This window comes from Pectinatus sottacetonis (assembly GCF_015732155.1).
GTDB lineage: Bacteria > Bacillota > Negativicutes > Selenomonadales > Selenomonadaceae > Pectinatus > Pectinatus sottacetonis.
In genome coordinates this window covers 2,333,122-2,352,770 of record NZ_WIQK01000001.1, presented here as the reverse complement: position 1 = coordinate 2,352,770, position 19,649 = coordinate 2,333,122, and the positions used below count along the sequence as shown (strand labels likewise).

Sequence of the window (19,649 nt, the reverse complement as noted above, 5' to 3'; positions counted from 1 at the left end):
TCTATTTTTCTAAGAAACGTACAAAACCACATAATGCAAATATTTTTTATTATTTACATTACATATTACTAAATTAAAAACAAAATTTTTCCTGTATCAATAATATATTAATAATATTTTATTGATAACCTAGTTTTATAAATATTTCATTTATTGTCATAAAAATAAAGATCCGGCAAATCTAATAATGCGCCTGGAAAAACAACAATATTTTTCCAGGCGCATACAAATAGATGTTTTATACTATTCTATTATTCCATAGGTTTATCCTGCAAAGCAGAAAACCCTTCTTCACCAGTACGTATCTTAACAACATTTTCTACATCATAAACAAATATTTTTCCATCCCCGTATTTACCTGTGTAAAGAACTGCTTTCGCTGTTTTTACAATAGTATCAACAGGAACAGCCGAAACTATCAAATCAATTTTAATCTTAGGCAGCAGCTGGGATTTAATCGCTGCTCCACGATACAATTCTTTATGTCCCTTCTGTATACCAAAGCCTAAAACTTTTGTGACTGTCATACCTGTAATACCCAACTGTTCCAATGCTTCCTTTAATGTTTCAAACCGTTCCTCTGATGTAACTATAGAAATTTTTGTTAATTTATGTCCATCTGAAGTTTTCACAGCAGGCCTGTGTTCTACTTCAACATCTGTATCTGCTGATTTTATTGCCGTATTTGTAGTAGAAACACCCAAAACTGGAGAAAGAGTAGTAGAAATATGAACTGGTTCAAAGCTGGCATAAGCTGATGATAATCCATGTTCACGGATATCCAATCCTTCAATTTCTTCTTCCCTGCTTACACGAAGACCAATTACCGCATCAATAATTTTAAAAATCACATACATTACAATAGCTACATATACTGCTATTGCTGCAACACCTATTAACTGCGTGACTAAAAGTCCTGCTCCACCGCCATAAAAGAGACCCCCGTCCACAGCAAACAGTCCTGTAAGAATTGTTCCTAATGCACCACATACACCATGTACAGAAATAGCTCCGACTGGATCATCGATTTTGGCTACCTTATCAAAAAATTCTACCGAAAACACAACAACAATTCCACAAATAAGGCCTATTGCAAAAGCACCAAATGGATTAACAGCATCACACCCAGCTGTAATTCCGACCAATCCGGCCAACCCGCCATTGAGCGTCATAGATACATCTGGTTTGCCATAGCGTATCCATGTAAGAATCATGACAGTACATGATGAAACAGCAGCCGCAAGATTTGTAGTTACATAAATATTGCTGATAGAAAGCAGAGTTGCATCACCCGTAGCACTAACCGTCGAGCCTCCATTAAAGCCAAACCAGCCAAACCATAAAATGAAAACTCCTAGTGCTGCCAATGGCATGCTGTGCCCTAATATAGCATTGGGTGTCCCGTCAGAATTATATTTTCCAATACGTGGACCTAACATCCATGCTCCTATTAATGCAGCAATCCCGCCAACCATATGCACAACAGAAGAACCAGCAAAATCATGGTATGGTACAGCCAAAGTAGTCAGCCAGCCACCACCCCAAGCCCAATGACCTGATATAGGATAAACAAAAGCACTAATAACAAGACTATAAACACAGTAAGCTGCAAATTTTGTGCGTTCAGCCATAGCACCCGAAACTATTGTAGCTGCCGTCGCACAAAAAACTGTTTGAAAAATTAAATAAGTAAATGGTGGATAACCTGCACCAGAACTAACTTGATAATTGCGTACAAAAAAATCAGGTGCCCCTATAAATCCAGATATATCATGTCCAAACATCAGACCAAAACCAATAAACCAAAACACAACACTGCCAATACTGAAATCCATGAAATTTTTCATTACGATATTTGCAGCATTTTTAGCTCTTGTCAGACCCGTTTCTACCATTGCAAAACCTGGCTGCATAACAAATACTAAGAAGGCTCCTATAAGTGTCCATGTAGTATCTGCCGAAACATATTTAGCCGGCCCCTGGGATGCTGCAAAAGCGACCGGCACTGATACAATCAGGCTGCATAGGGTCATCGCAAATGTCAAACTCATCTTCTTCATCAAAATCATCCTTTCTGATACAATTTAACTGCTTTTCGCTTATTAATGCAGCTATATCAATATAAAACGGAAAAAGAAAAGCCTTGTTAAAGTAAACACTTTAACAAGGCTTCTTTGCCGTAACTATATTAATGTAGTATATAATAATACGTTTTTTTATTTTTGTCAATATTTTTATTAAAAAGTTTATATTTCTAAGTTTATATAGCAAAACATTCTTATTGATAAAACAACATATATGAGCAAAATATATGCTGTTATTTTTTTCTTGCATTAACCAGCAAAAAAATAATATAATTATTACATTATAATAACTACCAGATAATATTATAAAATCACCTATAGTATTATCTAACATTACAACTTAGGAGTTGATTGTTTGTATAATAATATTGCTATTGTTTTAGCTTTTGCCTGTTATCTTTTATTAATGATGTTTATCGGAATGTATTACTACCGGCGTACCCATAATATGTCTGATTACATTTTAGGAGGAAGAAAACTAGGCCCATGGGTTACTTCTATGAGTGCCGAAGCTTCTGATATGAGCGGATGGATGCTAATGGGATTACCTGGATTTGCCTATATAGCTGGTTTGAATGCCGCATGGATTGCCTTAGGCCTCGCCCTGGGGACATGGGCCAACTGGCGTTTTGTAGCCAAACGACTGAGGAAATATACCGAGCTTGCAAATAATTCTCTCACCCTGCCGGATTTTTTTCAAAACCGTTTTCACAGCCAAAATAATATTTTAAGAATAATCTCCGCAATTTTCATTCTGATATTTTTTATAATTTACACCTCATCAGGTTTTGTTGCCGGTGGTAAATTATTTAATACCGTATTTGGCATTCCTTATCATTATGCTTTATTCTTAGGTGCTTTTGTAATCGTATTTTATACCTTTGCCGGCGGCTTTCTAGCAGTATGCTGGACCGATTTTATACAAGGTGTTATGATGTTTATTGCTATTATCATCGTTCCTATCTCAGCAATAATAGTATTAGGCGGTTTTTCTACAAGTTTTACTGCCATGCATATCATAGATCCAAATGTATTCAATCCTTTTTATAAACCAGATCACACCCAAATGAATTTTATCGAAATAATATCCTTACTGGGATGGGGGCTGGGTTATTTTGGTCAGCCCCATATTCTCGTTCGTTTCATGGCTATAAAATTTTCTTCCGAACTAACAAGAGCTTCCAAAATAGCTATGACATGGGTCATTATATCCCTTAGTGCCTCAGTTTTAGTGGGTATGGTCGGCAAAGTATTTCTGACCACGACCTTAACAAAAAGCAATACTGAAACAGTATTTCTTGTATTAACTCACAGCCTTTTTCCTCCATTTATTGCCGGACTCATTTTGTCTGCTGTCCTAGCAGCCATCATGAGTACAGCTTCAGCACAGCTCCTAGTAGCTGCATCAGCTTTTTCACAGGATTTTTACCAAACTGTCATACATAGTTCCGATAACCAAAAAGAACTATTATGGGTTGGCCGTTTATCCGTAATAATAATTGCTGTTCTTGCTGTACTAATGGGCATAAATCCCAACAATCTTATACTAGATATGGTCTCTTATGCCTGGGCCGGTTTTGGTGCTTGTTTTGGACCAGCTCTTTTAGCCTCTTTATTTTGGCGCCGAGCTACAAGCCGCGGCATAATAGCAGGCATCATCACTGGTGGTGTAACTGTTATTATTTGGAAACATTTTGCTTTTTGGGGGTTATATGAAATAATTCCCGGTTTTATATTTTCCTTAATAGCTATTTACCTTATAAGTATCTTCGATAAAACTCCATCAAAGGAAATCACAGATATCTTTGATTCAGTCAAACAGAGCAATATTTAAAAAAAGCTGTGGACAATTATTATGGTCCACAGCTTTTTTATATGTAAAACAACTTAAAGTAAATAACGAATATATATATATATACTACTCATAATTATGGATAAAATCATCAGCGGAAAAGCTAATTTCATAAATTCCAAAAATTTAATGGGCCGGCCATGTTGTGATGCCATTCCTATAACTACAACATTAGCACTTGCCCCAACTATTGTCCCATTGCCGCCAAGACAAGCCCCCAAGGACAATGACCACCACAAAGGATCTAAATTTGTCATTCCCATGCTGCCCATATCCTTTATCAATGGTATCATAGTAGCAACAAATGGTATATTATCAACAAACGATGATGCCAATGAACTGATCCAGATTATAAGCATTGACGTCATTTTCAAATCTCCCTGCGTAAAGCTCATAACTTTTTCAGCCAGCATTTTAATTACACCCGTTTCTACTAATCCGCCTACGAGCATGAACAATCCAGCAAAAAAGAAAATTGCCAGCCATTCTAAACGACTTAAAACTTTTGCTATAATTTTTTCTCTGGCGTGCATACTTATAAGCATTAACAAGCATGCCCCACTCATCGCAATAGTGGCTGATTCAAGTCCCAATTTGGAATGAAACATAAAACCGACTACGGTAACAAACAATACAAACAAGCATTTTTTCATAAGCACAGGCCGACGTAGCTGAGTATGTTCATCTAAATTCATTACCTGTTTCTTAAGCTCAGCACAAGTATGGAATTGTTTACGATAGACCAATATCAATATTGCTATTGTCACCGCAAATATAAGCAGGCATATTGGTGCCAGATTAGTTAAAAATGACATAAAGTCAAGATGTTTTACAGCACTGCCAATCATAATATTTGGCGGATCACCTATAAGAGTAGCTGTCCCGCCAATATTTGCCGCTAATATTTGTGCTACCAGATATGGATATACCGGCAATTTTAACTGTGCTGTAATACTAAAAGTTACAGGAACTGTTAATAATACTGTTGTCACATTGTCTAAAAAAGCCGAACAAATTGCAGTAAGTGCTGATAAAACTACCAACAGCCTTATCGGGTCAGCTTTTACTTTTTTTGCTGCCCATATGGCAAGATAATTAAAAAGACCTGTTTCTGCTGTTATATTCACTATTATCATCATGCCTGTCAGCAATCCGATCGTATTAAAATCAATATGTGTAATTGCCTGTTCCTGCGTCAATATTCCCAGCACTATCATAAGCATAGCACCAAATAGGGCAATTATCGTACGCTGTACCTTTTCCGTAATAATAAGTGCATAAGTACAGATAAAAATTATTATTGCCAGTACTGCTTTGGTTCCTAACATGTTCTACACCTTCCCCATATAAAAATGCCTATTAATATATTTATCAGAATATATTGATATCTCTACACCATTAAATTTTTTTAATTTGTTTAAAGCCTATATAAAATAATCGTTATATAAGTGTTAATGGGTAATCTATCTTTTATAACAACAGATTACCCATACCTTATTTTTTCCTAGAAGTTTTCGCCCAGCTATCGCGCAGACCGACAATTCGATTAAAAATCAAATGATCTTTGCTTGAATCCTTGTCCACACAAAAATAACCCTGCCGTAAAAATTGATATTTTGTCCCGGCGCCAGCCCATGCTACTGATGGCTCTATTTTACAGCCATGCAACACTATTAATGATTCAGGATTTAATGCTGCAATAAAATCAACTGGTGCAGCATCCGTTTCATTTTTCAACAAATAATCATATAATCTTACTTCAGCATTTAGACATTCGGATACAGATATCCAGTGCAGGGTTCCCTTTACTTTCCTGCCGGCAGTTAATCCACCCCGCTTGGAGTCAGGATCATAAGTACAATGAATTTCTGTTATATTACCCGAACTATCCTTTATAACATCCGTACATTTTATTATATAAGCATATTTAAGACGAACTTCTCCGCCTGGTTTTAGACGGAAAAATTTTCTCGGTGCTTCTTCCATAAAATCCTGTTTTTCAATATATATTTCCCTGGTAAAAGGCACATATCTTGTTCCGCCACCCTGAGGTCGATTTTCAGCTGACAGATATTCACACTTATCTGCAGGATAATTTGTAATAACTACCTTAATTGGCTGTAATACAGCCATTATTCTGTCAGTTTTCTTATTCAAATCTTCACGCACACAGTGTTCCAGCATAGCAACGTCCACTAAGCTATTACTCTTTGCAACTCCAATTTGTTCGCAAAAATCACGAATAGCTTCTGCTGTATATCCCCTTCTTCTAAATCCTGATATTGTCGGCATACGTGGATCATCCCATCCAGACACGTAACCGCCCTCCACCAATTGTCTTAATTTTCGTTTACTCATGACCGTATTAGTCAAATTAAGCCGAGCAAATTCTATCTGCCGGGGCCGTGTTCTTTCATCGAATCCCAGACTTTCCAGCAGCCAATTATACAACGGCCGATGTTCTTCAAATTCCAATGTACATATCGAATGTGTAACATGTTCTATAGCATCCGACAAAGGATGGGCAAAATCATACATAGGATAAATACACCATTTATTACCAGTACGATGATGCTGGGTATGTGATATACGATAAATTATCGGATCACGCATTGTTATATTAGGTGAAGCCATATCTATTTTAGCGCGCAAAACTTTTTCGCCATCAGCAAATTCTCCTGCCTTCATCCGGCTGAACAATGCAATATTCTCATCTACAGTTCTGTCTCTATAAGGACTTTTCTTGCCTGCCTGTGTCAATGTTCCTCTATATTCCTTTATCTGTTCAGCTGTGAGATCACAGACATAGGCCCGACCTCTTTTTATCAACTCTACTGCAAAATTATACAATTTGTCAAAGTAATCTGAAGCATAAAACATACGATCATCCCATGTAAAACCAAGCCATTTTACATCTTCCTTAATTGAATCAACATATTCAACATCTTCTTTTGTAGGATTTGTATCATCAAACCGCAAATTACATAAGCCGTTATATTTCTGTGCCGTACCAAAATTTATACAAATTGATTTTGCATGTCCAATATGTAAATATCCATTAGGTTCAGGAGGAAAACGAGTATGTATACCTTCAGCATATTTTCCGTTCTTAAGATCCTCATCAATAGCATTATGAATAAAATTAGATAAAAAATTTACGTTTTCTGGCATTAAATATCCCTCATTAAAATTTATTTATATTTAAAGCAGTCCAGCAAAATGCAGTATACAGCTCCATCTAATGCCCCTTGCCTTTTACACTGGACATAGCAGGCATAACTAAGCTGAATCTTTCTGCTGTAATTTTTCCTTTATATATTTATCTAAAACAGCAAAACCTTCTTTCATATCTGGTGTCTGTGGTAAACTATCTATTACTTCTTCAACATAGCCTTTATCCATGACTTTTTTCAATGTCCATGAATAATTTATGTCATATATCCACAACAGTCTAACCAATTTTCTGTCATTCTGTGTACGTATCATACTATAATCACACTGTCCGCCATTTTTGAATTGTGCTATAAAGTTAGCACTGCATGGCTCCTTGTCATTTCTAGTTAAATATGGTCTGAGTACACGAAAAATATCCAGTTTATCAGCATCACGAATAAGCTTTGCAAACATCATCTTCCTTGGATCTTTGACAAATTCTATTTCTCTGGCATTATGATTTTTGATAGCAAACTCAATATTTTCCTGATCTTTCAATGGCAAAGAAACAAGCAAAGATTCATCAGCCAAAACTTTCAATCCCATCAATGCATGATTTTCTGACTTAGCATCATTAAATGTTTTATAAATGCTAAACTGTGAAAATCTCCCCACATCATGGAAAAGACCGATAAGCCTCGCCAAAAAATCATCATGAGTAGAAAGCCCTAAATGTGTTGCCAGAGAATGACATAAATTTACAACTTTTCTTGTATGCCTTTGTTTTATTACTATACCTTTTTGAACATCAGAGTCATCACTGTAAAATGACTCCATATACTTTTCCATCCATTGAAACATATCTTCCCAAAACTGTCCAAAATTAACTTTATCTTTCACTTGCAACACCACAAATTATTAAATTATAATACTACTGTCTATCTAAAAACATAATTTTTTCTTCTCTGCAATACTCAGCTGTTCTTACTAATAAAATTAAATAGATTAGCTATTGATAAACAGCATTTTACTAAAACTAAACTATCTGCTGCTAAAATAATAACATTATACCCTATAATATTATTATCCTTATTTTCATAAAATGCACATCGATAACATATGCATATTATAGCATATCTATATATAAATGGTAAAATAAAAAAGGCCGGCATATAACTCCGACCTGCAAAATAGCACCTTGTTTTTTATACTTCACCCTTTAAATGAGCCAATTCAGCCTGACTTTCCTCATAATACCATCGAACTGATTTTCCAATAGCACATCGGATGGCGTCAACTCTTCCCTGCAAAGCTAATTTTTTTAGCCGCATAGCATCAAAACCATTAATTGATAAGTAACTTGCCGAAATAAACCCTCCTCTTTTTAACACATTTCGATAAATCACACTATCTCTTCGGTCTACCACAACTCGCCTAATAGCCATCAAATCACCTCATTTAATGTTTAGCAGGTATAAAAGGCTCCGACATACTCCCACTACGCTAACACTTAGAAGGTGGGAGTTTCTTGTTTAATACAACTATTGTTATAAGTATAAACAAGCTAACCCCGTGTGTCTCAGGGTTTTATGTTTTATCAGCAGCGATCAGCCTACCATTTTAGGAGTAGAACAATTCTCGCCACAGTACGATAAAAGCTATTAAATCATCTCTTATATTATATAACATATATTTACTATTGTACAGATGTAAATATAATTATTTCATTATATTTACATAATTATACATCATTTCTTTATTTTGATTTATTTTGATTGACTTTGATTTACTTTGATAATATAATTTAATTAAAAAGAGGGTAAAATAATGTTAGCGGCACAGCGACACAATAAAATTATTCAAATATTAAAGAAAAATCATTCGTTAAGTGTTAGTGAATTAGTAAACTATTTAGCTGTATCTGAAGCAACCATCCGCCGTGATATAACAATTCTTGACAAAAAGGGCCTACTGATAAAAACATATGGTGGTGCCATGGCATGTGAGAATTATTTAACAACAGAGGACAATGTTAAATCGAGGCAAGCAATCAATATAGCACAAAAGCAATCAATCGCTAAATTTGCCGTAAATTTTATAAAGCCTAATGATGTTGTCTATATTGACGCAGGCACAACAACAGATTTCCTAGTAAAGAACATTCATGAAAAAAATGCGGTTTATATAACAAATGATGTTTCCCACGCTGCACAATTGATTAGCCGGGGATTCAACTCTATTATCATAGGTGGAACAATGAAACCTGTGACCTATGCTGCTGTTGGTTCAATGGCAATAGATAATATCAAAAGGTTTAATTTTACCACAGCCTTTTTAGGTACCAATGGCATCAGTCTAAAAGCTGGTTTTACCACCCCTACAACAGAGGAAGCTTTTATAAAAGAAACCGTAATTAATCATGCGCGAGAAACATATGTTTTAGCAGATAATTCTAAATTTGGCAAAATTACGCCCATTACCTTTTCCTCTCTTGATGGTGCTACAATCATTACCAACAAATGCCCTGAGCAGTCCTATTTGAAATATAAAATTATCCTTGCAACATAATTTCACACCATTATGCTGTTTTTACTTACTAAATTTATTAAGGGAGTTTAACTCAAATGATATATACAGTAACATTTAATCCATCGCTAGATTATATTGGTCGACTGGATTTATTTAAACCCGGCACAATAAATCGTCTGAAGTACGAAAAATTTCTCTGCGGTGGTAAAGGAATAAATGTATCAATCGTCTTAAAAAATCTAGGTATTGAAAATACCGCTTTAGGTTTTCTGGCCGGTTTTACCGGAAAAGAAATAGAACGGCAGATGAATGACATTTTCCATTGTTCCAGCGATTTTATTTATCTATCAGAAGGCAATACACGTATCAATATGAAAATAAAAGCTGACCTGGAAACAGAAATCAATGGGCAGGGGCCTAATATTACACCAGTAGCCATTACACTACTTTTTGATAAACTCAGCAAACTGCAAAAAAATGATTTTCTAATTCTTGCTGGCAGTATACCAAACTCTCTTCCCAATGATATATATGAAAAAATATTGGGCCAGCTTTACAAAAAAGGTATTAATTTTATCGTGGATGCTGAGGGAAATCTTCTAGTAAATGTTCTAAAATATAAACCATTTTTAATAAAACCGAATAATCACGAATTAAGCGGTATATTTAAAAAAGACCTGACAACTCCCGCCGAGCTTATTAAACATGCCAGAATACTTCAGGAAAAAGGGGCCCGCAACATTTTGATTTCCCGTGGAGGTGATGGTGCTATCCTATTAACAGAACACGGTCAATGCATTAAATGTTCTGCCCCTAAAGGAAAACTTATAAACTCAGTAGGTGCCGGAGATTCCATGGTAGCTGGTTTTACAGCCGGCTATATAACTACAAAAAACTATGAAACAGCTTTTTGTACTGGAATAGCCTCAGGTTCTGCTTCTGCTTTTTCGGAAAACCTTGCTACAAAAGAAGAAGTAACTAATTTAATGAAACAAATAAAACTTTAAGGAGATATTTTTATGCATATTACCGATTTATTAAAAAAAAGCAGCATTATGCTAAATGCACACCCTGCTGACAAAAAAGACGCTATCAATATGTTGATAGATCTAATGGATACTACTGGCAACTTATCTGACAAAGAAATATATAAACAAGCCGTTTTGAAACGGGAAGCTTCCGGCACAACCGGTCTAGGTGACGGAATAGCAACACCACACGCTAAAAGTTCAGGTGTAAAACAAGCTGGTCTTGCTGCCATGGTCGTAAAAGATGGTATAGATTTTGCTTCAATGGACAATAAACCTGCTCGCCTGTTTTTCTTGATTGCAGCTCCTGATTCAGCCAATGACGAACATATAAAAATGCTTAGTGCCTTAGCTACAATGCTTATGGACAGCGATTTCAAAGAAGCTTTAATAAATGCCGCAACAATCGATGACTTTATGAAACTTATTGATGAAAAAGAAAATGACAAATTCAAAAAGAATTCTCAAACGACCTCTTCTGCAACTGATAGTACATCGGAAAAAAACTATGAAATTTTAGCTGTAACAGCATGCCCCACAGGTATTGCCCACACCTATATGGCCGCAGAAAGTCTAGAACAACACGCTAAAAAAAGAAACATTTCTATAAAAGTGGAAACAAATGGTTCTGGCGGAACTAAAAACCAGCTCACTGATAAAGAAATTGCCGCTGCCAAATGCATTATTGTTGCGGCTGATAAAAATGTACCTATGGCACGTTTTAATGGACACCCAGTACTAATAACCAAAGTTGCTGATGGAATTAATAAAGCTGATGAACTTTTAGATACAGCTTTAAAAAGCAGTGTCCCTGTATATGAACATGATAATAGTTCAGATGGAGAGAATACCGCAACAGAAAATGAATCAGTCGGCCGTCAGATATATAAGCATCTTATGAATGGCGTTTCCCATATGCTTCCCTTTGTTGTTGGCGGTGGTATTCTAATTGCCTTAGCTTTTTTGGTAGATCCTTTTGATCCCGCACATCCGGCTAATTTTGGTTCTAATACACCATTAGCTGCTTTCTTTAAACAGGTGGGCGGTGTTTCATTTGGTTTTATGCTGCCAGTTTTATCAGGATTTATTGCCATGAGTATTGCTGACCGCCCAGGTCTTGTAGCCGGTTTTGTCGGTGGAGCAATGGCCAATACAGGTGGTTCAGGATTTCTTGGAGCGCTTATTGCTGGTTTTGCTGCCGGATATATAATCATTGGCTTAAAAAAAATATGTACCGTATTACCACAATCATTAGAAGGAATAAAAACTATTCTTATTTATCCCTTGTTCGGTGTATTAATAATGGGCATTATCATACATTTTGTTATAAATCCACCTGTAAGTGGAATTAATTCCTGGCTTATTACAACACTGAAGCACATGGATACAGGCAGCCGTATATTAATTGGTGCTATTCTTGGCGGAATGATGTCAGTTGACATGGGCGGTCCTGTAAACAAAGCCGCTTATGTAATAGGAACAGGAATGCTTGCCGATGGTGAATATGGTGTAATGGCTTCTGTAATGGCCGGTGGCATGGTACCGCCACTTGCTATAGCTTTATGCACTACTTTCTTTAAAAACCGTTTCACCGCCAGTGAACGTAAATCGGGTATTAGTAACTATGTCATGGGGCTGTCCTTTATAACAGAAGGAGCCATTCCTTTTGCTGCCAGTGATCCATTGCGTGTAATTCCTTCATGTATTGTAGGCTCTGCCATTGCCGGAGCTTTATCAATGGCTTTCAATTGCACACTGCGCGCCCCGCATGGTGGTATCTTTGTAGTGCCAACGATCGGAAATCCAATAATGTACTTACTTTCTATATTTATCGGTTCCGTAGCTGCCATGATAATTTTAGCTTTCTTAAAAAAACCTCTAAATACAGATAAATAATATTATAAAATAAACAAACGGCAAGTAATACTTGCCGTTTGTTTATTTTATAATATTATTTAATTTTTCTTTTCTAATCCATCTATTATCAATATTATCTTATAATGAATATTATCACAAAATGATATTTCCAAGCTGCTAAAAGCTGCTGCCTGAAAAATAGAATGAAACATCTCCGTAATAACTCCAGCAGGTATATCATCACGAAATTCCCCATTCTTTTGTCCATTTCTTATTATTCCATCAAAAATGTATTTAAATAATGGCGCTGCATTGTTGCCATGCTCACTACCTGCCGGCATTGCACTCTTATCAGCAGCTTTTATAAACAGCGGCAGCACAAATCTATTTTTATCAAGCAACTTAGCCGTTTCCAATACTATTTCCTGTAATATTTCTTTATATGTTGTTCTCGTTTGAGAAATAAAAGAAAACGATGCTCGTATATCTTCTGCCAGTTGATTTAATAATTCTTTCAGCAGTGCCTCTTTGGACTCAAAATAATTATAAAAAGTCCCCAATCCCAATTTAGATTCTTTCATTATGTCAGCAATAGATGTTTCCGCCACACCCTTTTCTGCAAACAGCTTTGTCGCTGACGTAACAATAGCCTGCTTTGATTGAATTTTCTTAGTTTCTCTCTTTGTTAACTTTTCCTGCACTTTTCTGCCCCTATTCTAATGTCATCCTTAATTTACTTAATTTATTCTTAGCCGTATTATATTTTTTTAAAAAATATTTATAAGAACTTATTTCCCTTTGATGCATAGCTTCTGCCTTACCATAGTATGTTTCAGCCTGTTGATAGCTGTTACTCTCAAATTCCATTAATGCTGCCATCCTAACCAACTCCACATACCTGCGTGAATCATTTAATACCGCAACAAAGCTTTGGAGCAATGCCTTATCATCACTTACAACAGCATTTATACCAGCCACGCTGTCATATATATTTTTTCTTTCCAGGGCTGCATTATCAAGTTCGCTAAAATACTCTGACCAAGTATACCCGCCTTTACGCAGATTATTCAATATATCAGGCAGACTGTCCTTTGTTATTTCATATTGTCGTATATATTTATCCATTTTCTGAAAAAATCTTGTCCTGTCACTTAAGTTCTTGGTTTTTTCTTCATATTCATATACCAAGTTATTTATCCATACTGCCAAGTTATCTGGAATAGCCGTAAAATCAGTCCCTAAAATTACTTTCTTGCCAGTAAAACTCAGCTGCGAAGCTGTTTTTTTTATGTCAGCAGTATTTTCCCTTATTTCAGCAAGATCCTGTATTCCCCTTTGCCGAAGCGGCTCCTTTATAACTTCTTCCATATGATCCAGTAAACTAATCTCATCAGTTAATATTTTTTTCATTTTATCAGTAGCCGCACTATATTGTTTTGGTGTATGTAATTTAGAAAATTCTTCATTTATGTCCATAATTTTTTTTCTAGTAGAAACAATTTTTTTATATAATACCTGTTTATCATTTTTAGTAAGATTTTTCGTAGAAAATGCATTAGCCAATGATTCATTCTGATAATTCAATTCCTTAATGCACTTAGCCGCATTAGCTGTATAAATATATGTATTTTTATAACTGGAATATATATATAAACCTATAGCACATGTCAGCAAAAAGAAAAAAATAAGTAAAATATTTCTTCTTTTTTTTATAAAAGAAAATATACTATTTTTTTCGTACATCCTGTCTATAAGCATTAATTCTTTTAATTTATGCCCACATCCCGGACAAGTCTGCATGGATGTATACAATAATTCACCACAAATAGGGCAGATAAATTTTTGGAGAACCAATGGCTGTCCACAAAATCGACAGTATTCGTCATCTTCTTCAATTAATTTTCCACAATATGGGCATCTATGCATAGAATACCCCCATTTCTAAAATAGCTTTATATAATATTATACTCAAAAATTTTATATTTCTCAAATAATATATTTACCAATAGTCAACTTCCATACTGTAATAAAAAAGAGACCACCGCATGAAACATTAACCTCATAAAACACATCCGTGCCACCAACTACAAAATAATACACAGGTAATATAGACGGGATACAGTATATTATGAATGAAAATATTACATACAGCAGTCTTTATATTCATAAAAAATATTTATAGTTACACGAGTTTGCTGACTAAATAACAACAACATTATACATTTTCCACAAAAGTCAATTTATCATATTCTTGAAGCAACACATTATATTTTTCCAGAATATCCGATGTTATTTTATTTGCTGCCATCCTAATAAAAACATTATTAAAATCTATAAAGGCATCATAAAACTTATCATATTTGACGGTTCCTTCAATAACTGAAAATAATTGAATTTGCTTTACACAGCTATGGGCCTGACACAAATATGCCAATGCCGCAGAATTACTCTTATTATCATTATTCCTGCTGGCATTTAATGCTGCCTTTGCATTACAAATACAGGCATTTACAGCCTGCTTAAACATTTTGTTCCCTGTTTTAACCTTATTTTCAGACAAACTATTTTCCTCTTTTCCCTAAAAAACATTTCCCAATAAAGCAACAGCTTTACCTAAGATACGAATGTCATTACAGTTATTTCTATTAAACTCCATAGGTTTATATTTAGGATTTTCTGCGCGCAGCTGCACCATATTTCCATACTTATAAACACGTTTTAACGTGGCACTATCATCAACTAATACCGCAGCAATTTCTCCGTCATTTACATCTGCCTGTTCATGAATAAATACGATATCGCCATCATATATTCTGGCATTTATCATACTATCACCAGAAACACGTAGACAAAAATCAGCTCTTATAGATTTCTCACAGGGAATATATTCCTCAAAATCCTGCACTGCAAGAATAGGTTTCCCAGCAGCAATATTACCAATTAGAGGAACTTTCTTTATTTCATTCTCATTTTTTTTCCCTTTTTTTTCTGGAATACTCATCCCCCAAAAATAATCTGGCGGAATATTTAACACAGCAGCTATTTTTAAGACATTTTTTTGTTTTGGCTCATAATTTCCAGATAAATATTCGCATATCGAAGATTTATTTATACCTGTCAATCTGGCCAGTTTAGTTTGATTCATTCCAGATTCTGTCATATATTCTCGTAACTTTTTAGCAAAATCAGTCATAACTTAAACCTCCAGTTTTTATTTAGTATACTTAATTCGTTCGGAAAAATCAACTAAAATCCCCATGTAAAAATTCATAAAGTTGAAAAACGACTTGCAAAATTTTATATGGTATTGTATTATTATCTTTATAAAGAAAACCGAATTTATTTTTTAAGAAAGCTAAATTTATTTTTCTGGAGGTAAATAAAATGAAACATTTAGGCTACAGTTGTATCATAAAAGCAAAGGATCTCAGAGTCTTAGCACGTTACACTGCTATTGAAGCCTGTATTAAACCGTGTTTAAAGAAAAACAAGTATATAGTCCGTCCCTGGCATAAGATAAAATCTGCCTGATACTAATGTTATTTTTATGACTTATATTTTGATTTCACCACAGGAGTTAGAATTATATTTTTACCCTCTCTGTGAACTTTTATTTTATAGTCAACGATATCTTCTTTATATAAGTCAAGTTTTAATTTCAATAATTCTTTTTCCAGCCTGTCAGCAAGTTCTTTGTTTATATAACCTTGATCTTGTTGAACATTGTTTTTATTTTCACGACTCATATGCTTATCGAATTCATTAGCTATGTCAAATAACGATCTGTTTTTCTTTTCTTCCTTATATTCTTTAAACATATCTTTATCTGATAAATTTTTGGGGATCTTGTTCATATTAAAACTTCCTTTCAGTTCTATTTTGTTGCCATAAGGCAACAATAAAACTTATTACTGCTGCCATCAGTAATAAACAAAGTGAGAAAGTTCCCATCACAAGCCAGATATCACGACCTGCCAAAATTTTCCCAGCGAACTGCCATGTTCCCTTTTCCGCCCCTGCAGAAAACCGAAAATAAATACATCCCACTATGATATTTAATAAAAAAAAGGTAAATGCTTCTATTGCTATAGACAGTTTTCTCCATTTAAGTAAAATCAGCATCCATATTACTATAGAAACAAAAACTGTTTTACTAAATATATAAGCCATGACCGGAACAAAAGACGTCTTTAACAATTCACTAGCCGCTATTTTTACTTTCTTTTTTTCTGCCGCATTATTATTCTCATTGCTCGCCATTACTGGTTCAGCCTGTTTTTTGTTATTAGCTACGTTTTTTTGTGTTGGGGAATCATGCTTAATATATTTATTATCCCGTATTTTATCATAACCGGACTTTTGCTTATCAGCTGCTGCTTTATCATTTCCATGAGTATTTTTTTCCTGCTGAACAGCATGACCCTGTATTTCCCGATCAATTTTTTCAGTATCAATTCCCTTTATTTCAGGCATTTTAGGCTGGGGTACCTGAGGAACAGCCGGTACCTCTATATTTGGCAGCTCAATCTTCGGCAATTTTACTTCAGCAGACACACTATTATTTTTATATAAAACAACTATACAAAGAATTATCATTATAATAAAGTAATGATAATTCTTTGTATTTTTATGAAAGCCGCATTTTAAAATCATCATAGTTAAAACTCTTCACTATTTTTATCGTCCCATCTTTATGCACAGCAGCTATTGCAGGAAGTGGCATTCCATTAAAGGTGTTATTTTTTACCATTGAATAAATCGCCATATCACAAAAAACTATTTTATCACCTACTGCTAATTGTCTGGTAAAGGAATATTCTCCTATGACATCACCGGCAAGACAGGTTGCCCCTCCCAATAGATAATCATATGGTTTCACCTTAGGCTCATATCCATTTATAACATCCGGTCTATATGGCATTTCTATTACATCGGGCATATGACATGCTGCCGAAGCATCTAAAATAGCAATCTTTTTTTTGTTATTGACCATTGCTAAAACAGACGCACTTAAAAACCCCGTATTCAGTGCCACTGCTTCTCCCGGTTCCAAATAAACTTCCATGTTATATTCCTGCTGTAAATGTTTTATCAGCTTTATGAGCAGAGATATATCATAGCCTTGCTTAGTAATTAAATGTCCACCGCCCAAATTAATCCATTTCATATTATATAAATATCTGCCAAATTTATCTTCAACTACCTTTAGCGTTTTTGCCAAATCTTCGGCACCTTGTTCACAAAGAGTGTGAAAATGGATACCTGTTATACCAGATAAATCCTCACCAGCAAAATGTTCCAGCGTAATTCCCAATCTTGAGTCTTCGGCACAAGGATCATATATCGAATGATCTTGCGTAGAAAATTCAGGATTAATACGTAATCCACACTCACAATTATTTGCCAAAGCTACATCTTTAAACTTTTTCCACTGTCCAAAGGAATTAAATACAATATGCTTGCATATAGATGTAATTTCATTGAAACTTCTATCGGAAAAAGCAGGCGAGAATATATGGTTTTCTCCTGTTAAATATTCATTTGCCAGTTTTGCTTCATATAGGCCACTTGCCGTTGCTCCAGATAAATATTTATCGATAAGTGGATAAAAATAAAACATGGAAAAAGCTTTTTGGGCCAATAATATCTTACAGCCAGTTTTTTTTTGAATATCTGCTAATATTTTTAAATTCTTTTCCAACAATTCCTCATATATTATATAACATGGTGAAGGCAGCTTGTCTATTACATCTAATACTTTATGCACTAATATCTCTCCTTCCCAATACATGTTTAGTAAAAATGGGGTGTCTGTCATACATCACTTATCTGATAGTAGATAAGCTCCAAACTCATTGCTGATACTATAATCGGCGCTCCATTATTTTCTTGCCTGCCACAAGTTTTCTAATCAACCAGTACAGGATCAAATTTTTCCTTCCATGGCAACCCCCATTTATTAAGTGCTTCCATAAACGGATCGGGATCAAATTCTTCCACGTTATAAACCCCCGGTTTTTGCCATCTTCCATCCATGACCAACATAGTTCCTATCATAGCCGGTACCCCGGTAGTATAAGAAACAGCCTGTGAACCAACTTCTTTATAACATTCCTGATGATCACAGATATTATATAAATAATAATGTTTTTCTCTGCCGTCTTTTTTCCCAGTAAATATGCAGCCAATATTGGTCTTCCCTTTAGTGCGTGGTCCCAAACTTGCCGGATCAGGCAATACGGCCTTCAAAAACTGCAGCGGTATTATTTTTTTCCCTGCAAAATCAATAGGTTCAATAGAAGTCATCCCCACATTCTGCAGACATTTTAAATGTGTGAGATAACTTTCTCCAAATGTCATGAAAAAGCGAATACGTTTGATCCCTTTTATATTAAGACCTAATGATTCAAGTTCTTCGTGATGGAGCAAATACATATCTTTTTTCCCCACCGCTTCAAAATCATATTCTCTTTTTATTTCCATGGGTTTAGTTATTATCCATCTACCGTCCTGCCAGTAACTTCCCTCAGCAGTTACTTCACGAATATTTATTTCTGGATTGAAATTCGTAGCAAAAGGATACCCATGATCGCCGCCATTACAATCAAGAATATCAATATAATTAATTTCATCGAACTGATGTTTTAATGCATATGCACTGAATACCCCTGTCACTCCAGGATCAAAGCCGCTTCCCAACAATGCTGTTATGCCAGCATTGTTAAACTTATCACGATAAGCCCATTGCCATTTATACTCAAATTTAGCCGTTTCTGGTGGTTCATAATTTGCTGTATCAACATAGTGTGTCTTAGTTGCAAGACACGCATCCATTATAGATAAATCCTGATAGGGAAGAGCCAGATTCAATACCACTTCAGGTTTGTATTCTTTTATTAAATTTACCAACTGTTCAGTTGAGTCAGCATCTACCTGTGCTGTACTTATTTTAGTTTTTCCACCAGCTAACTTTTGCTTCAATGCATCACATTTGCTTTTTGTCCGGCTGGCAATCATGATATCACTAAAAACTGTGCTGTTCTGACAACATTTATGTATAGCTACTCCAGCTACACCACCACAGCCAATGATCATTGCTTTTCCCATAAAAGAGCCTCCTCATGTATAATATCAATAATATAATAC

At 35.1% G+C, this 19,649-nt stretch carries 18 protein-coding genes; 5 read left to right on the top strand and 13 right to left on the bottom strand.

The genetic code is table 11. The features are described 5' to 3' along the window. Positions 1-251 precede the first annotated feature (251 nt). A complete protein-coding gene (locus I6760_RS11015; protein ID WP_231036249.1) occupies positions 252-2,060 on the bottom strand; it encodes an ammonium transporter in 1,809 nt (602 codons plus the stop codon). Between the two features lie 379 nt (positions 2,061-2,439). Between I6760_RS11015 and putP the strand changes: the two genes are divergently transcribed. Further along, the gene (gene putP, locus I6760_RS11010; RefSeq protein ID WP_196594469.1) at positions 2,440-3,918 is read left to right on the top strand and encodes a sodium/proline symporter PutP; all 1,479 of its coding nucleotides are present in this window, start codon (positions 2,440-2,442) and stop codon (positions 3,916-3,918) included. Between the two features lie 53 nt (positions 3,919-3,971). Here the strand turns inward: putP and I6760_RS11005 are convergent, their stop codons facing one another. The 4 genes from I6760_RS11005 to I6760_RS10990 form a co-directional block, all read right to left on the bottom strand. Continuing rightward, positions 3,972-5,264: an ArsB/NhaD family transporter gene (locus I6760_RS11005; RefSeq protein WP_196594468.1), complete on the bottom strand. Its 1,293-nt coding sequence runs from the start codon at positions 5,262-5,264 to the stop codon at positions 3,972-3,974. A 166-nt stretch (positions 5,265-5,430) separates the two neighbouring features. Next, positions 5,431-7,107 (bottom strand): glutamine--tRNA ligase/YqeY domain fusion protein, encoded by a 1,677-nt coding sequence (locus I6760_RS11000; RefSeq protein ID WP_196594467.1) that lies wholly within the window; start codon positions 7,105-7,107, stop codon positions 5,431-5,433. Between the two features lie 108 nt (positions 7,108-7,215). Next, positions 7,216-7,989, bottom strand: a complete 774-nt coding sequence (locus I6760_RS10995; protein ID WP_330997968.1) for an HD domain-containing protein — start codon at positions 7,987-7,989, stop codon at positions 7,216-7,218. A 305-nt stretch (positions 7,990-8,294) separates the two neighbouring features. After that, positions 8,295-8,534, bottom strand: coding sequence for a hypothetical protein (locus I6760_RS10990; protein WP_196594466.1), 240 nt, complete (start codon positions 8,532-8,534; stop codon positions 8,295-8,297). A 382-nt stretch (positions 8,535-8,916) separates the two neighbouring features. On the opposite strand from I6760_RS10990, the gene I6760_RS10985 reads away from it, so the two are divergent. The 3 genes from I6760_RS10985 to I6760_RS10975 are packed head-to-tail and all read left to right on the top strand — an operon-like array spanning position 8,917 to position 12,542. Beyond that, positions 8,917-9,657 carry a DeoR/GlpR family DNA-binding transcription regulator gene (locus tag I6760_RS10985; protein WP_196594465.1) on the top strand — a complete coding sequence of 247 codons (741 nt, stop codon included), beginning with the start codon at positions 8,917-8,919 and terminating at the stop codon, positions 9,655-9,657. A gap of 56 nt (positions 9,658-9,713) precedes the next feature. Continuing rightward, complete coding sequence (gene pfkB / locus I6760_RS10980; protein WP_196594464.1) at positions 9,714-10,625, top strand: 1-phosphofructokinase; 912 nt, start codon at positions 9,714-9,716, stop codon at positions 10,623-10,625. Between the two features lie 12 nt (positions 10,626-10,637). After that, complete coding sequence (locus tag I6760_RS10975; protein WP_196594463.1) at positions 10,638-12,542, top strand: PTS fructose transporter subunit IIABC; 1,905 nt, start codon at positions 10,638-10,640, stop codon at positions 12,540-12,542. A 59-nt stretch (positions 12,543-12,601) separates the two neighbouring features. Here I6760_RS10975 and I6760_RS10970 read toward each other — a convergent pair whose 3' ends face one another. The 4 genes from I6760_RS10970 to lexA all read right to left on the bottom strand — a co-directional run bounded on the left by I6760_RS10970 (position 12,602) and on the right by lexA (position 15,696). Beyond that, positions 12,602-13,204 carry a TetR/AcrR family transcriptional regulator gene (locus tag I6760_RS10970; protein WP_196594462.1) on the bottom strand — a complete coding sequence of 201 codons (603 nt, stop codon included), beginning with the start codon at positions 13,202-13,204 and terminating at the stop codon, positions 12,602-12,604. Between the two features lie 10 nt (positions 13,205-13,214). After that, positions 13,215-14,429 carry a zinc ribbon domain-containing protein gene (locus I6760_RS10965; RefSeq protein ID WP_196594461.1) on the bottom strand — a complete coding sequence of 405 codons (1,215 nt, stop codon included), beginning with the start codon at positions 14,427-14,429 and terminating at the stop codon, positions 13,215-13,217. A gap of 289 nt (positions 14,430-14,718) precedes the next feature. Further along, on the bottom strand, positions 14,719-15,063 hold the full coding sequence (locus I6760_RS10960; RefSeq protein WP_196594460.1) for a hypothetical protein: 345 nt from the start codon (positions 15,061-15,063) through the stop codon (positions 14,719-14,721). 18 nt (positions 15,064-15,081) lie between these two features. Further along, positions 15,082-15,696 carry a transcriptional repressor LexA gene (gene lexA / locus I6760_RS10955; protein WP_196594459.1) on the bottom strand — a complete coding sequence of 205 codons (615 nt, stop codon included), beginning with the start codon at positions 15,694-15,696 and terminating at the stop codon, positions 15,082-15,084. Between the two features lie 191 nt (positions 15,697-15,887). Between lexA and I6760_RS10950 the strand changes: the two genes are divergently transcribed. Beyond that, positions 15,888-16,034: a hypothetical protein gene (locus tag I6760_RS10950; RefSeq protein WP_196594458.1), complete on the top strand. Its 147-nt coding sequence runs from the start codon at positions 15,888-15,890 to the stop codon at positions 16,032-16,034. 14 nt (positions 16,035-16,048) lie between these two features. Here I6760_RS10950 and I6760_RS10945 read toward each other — a convergent pair whose 3' ends face one another. The 4 genes from I6760_RS10945 to I6760_RS10930 form a co-directional block, all read right to left on the bottom strand. Beyond that, complete coding sequence (locus I6760_RS10945) at positions 16,049-16,357, bottom strand: hypothetical protein (RefSeq protein WP_196594457.1); 309 nt, start codon at positions 16,355-16,357, stop codon at positions 16,049-16,051. Between the two features lies 1 nt (position 16,358). Then, the gene (locus tag I6760_RS10940; protein WP_196594456.1) at positions 16,359-17,159 is read right to left on the bottom strand and encodes a hypothetical protein; all 801 of its coding nucleotides are present in this window, start codon (positions 17,157-17,159) and stop codon (positions 16,359-16,361) included. Continuing rightward, positions 17,131-18,270, bottom strand: a complete 1,140-nt coding sequence (gene nspC / locus I6760_RS10935; protein ID WP_330997967.1) for a carboxynorspermidine decarboxylase — start codon at positions 18,268-18,270, stop codon at positions 17,131-17,133. The genes I6760_RS10940 and nspC overlap by 29 nt, the downstream gene beginning before the upstream one ends. A 140-nt stretch (positions 18,271-18,410) precedes the next feature. Then, positions 18,411-19,610: a saccharopine dehydrogenase family protein gene (locus tag I6760_RS10930; RefSeq protein WP_196594455.1), complete on the bottom strand. Its 1,200-nt coding sequence runs from the start codon at positions 19,608-19,610 to the stop codon at positions 18,411-18,413. Positions 19,611-19,649 lie beyond the last annotated feature (39 nt).

Bases quoted from the DNA above. Each gene is read 5' to 3' on its own strand.
- I6760_RS11015 (WP_231036249.1), bottom strand. From the start codon at position 2,060: ATGAAGAAGATGAGTTTGACATTTGCGATGACCCTATGCAGCCTGATT.
- I6760_RS11005 (WP_196594468.1), bottom strand. From the start codon at position 5,264: ATGTTAGGAACCAAAGCAGTACTGGCAATAATAATTTTTATCTGTACT.
- I6760_RS11000 (WP_196594467.1), bottom strand. From the start codon at position 7,107: ATGCCAGAAAACGTAAATTTTTTATCTAATTTTATTCATAATGCTATT.
- I6760_RS10990 (WP_196594466.1), bottom strand. From the start codon at position 8,534: ATGGCTATTAGGCGAGTTGTGGTAGACCGAAGAGATAGTGTGATTTAT.
- I6760_RS10985 (WP_196594465.1), top strand. From the start codon at position 8,917: ATGTTAGCGGCACAGCGACACAATAAAATTATTCAAATATTAAAGAAA.
- pfkB (WP_196594464.1), top strand. From the start codon at position 9,714: ATGATATATACAGTAACATTTAATCCATCGCTAGATTATATTGGTCGA.
- I6760_RS10975 (WP_196594463.1), top strand. From the start codon at position 10,638: ATGCATATTACCGATTTATTAAAAAAAAGCAGCATTATGCTAAATGCA.
- I6760_RS10965 (WP_196594461.1), bottom strand. From the start codon at position 14,429: ATGCATAGATGCCCATATTGTGGAAAATTAATTGAAGAAGATGACGAA.
- lexA (WP_196594459.1), bottom strand. From the start codon at position 15,696: ATGACTGATTTTGCTAAAAAGTTACGAGAATATATGACAGAATCTGGA.
- I6760_RS10950 (WP_196594458.1), top strand. From the start codon at position 15,888: ATGAAACATTTAGGCTACAGTTGTATCATAAAAGCAAAGGATCTCAGA.
- I6760_RS10945 (WP_196594457.1), bottom strand. From the start codon at position 16,357: ATGAACAAGATCCCCAAAAATTTATCAGATAAAGATATGTTTAAAGAA.
- I6760_RS10940 (WP_196594456.1), bottom strand. From the start codon at position 17,159: ATGATGATTTTAAAATGCGGCTTTCATAAAAATACAAAGAATTATCAT.
- I6760_RS10930 (WP_196594455.1), bottom strand. From the start codon at position 19,610: ATGGGAAAAGCAATGATCATTGGCTGTGGTGGTGTAGCTGGAGTAGCT.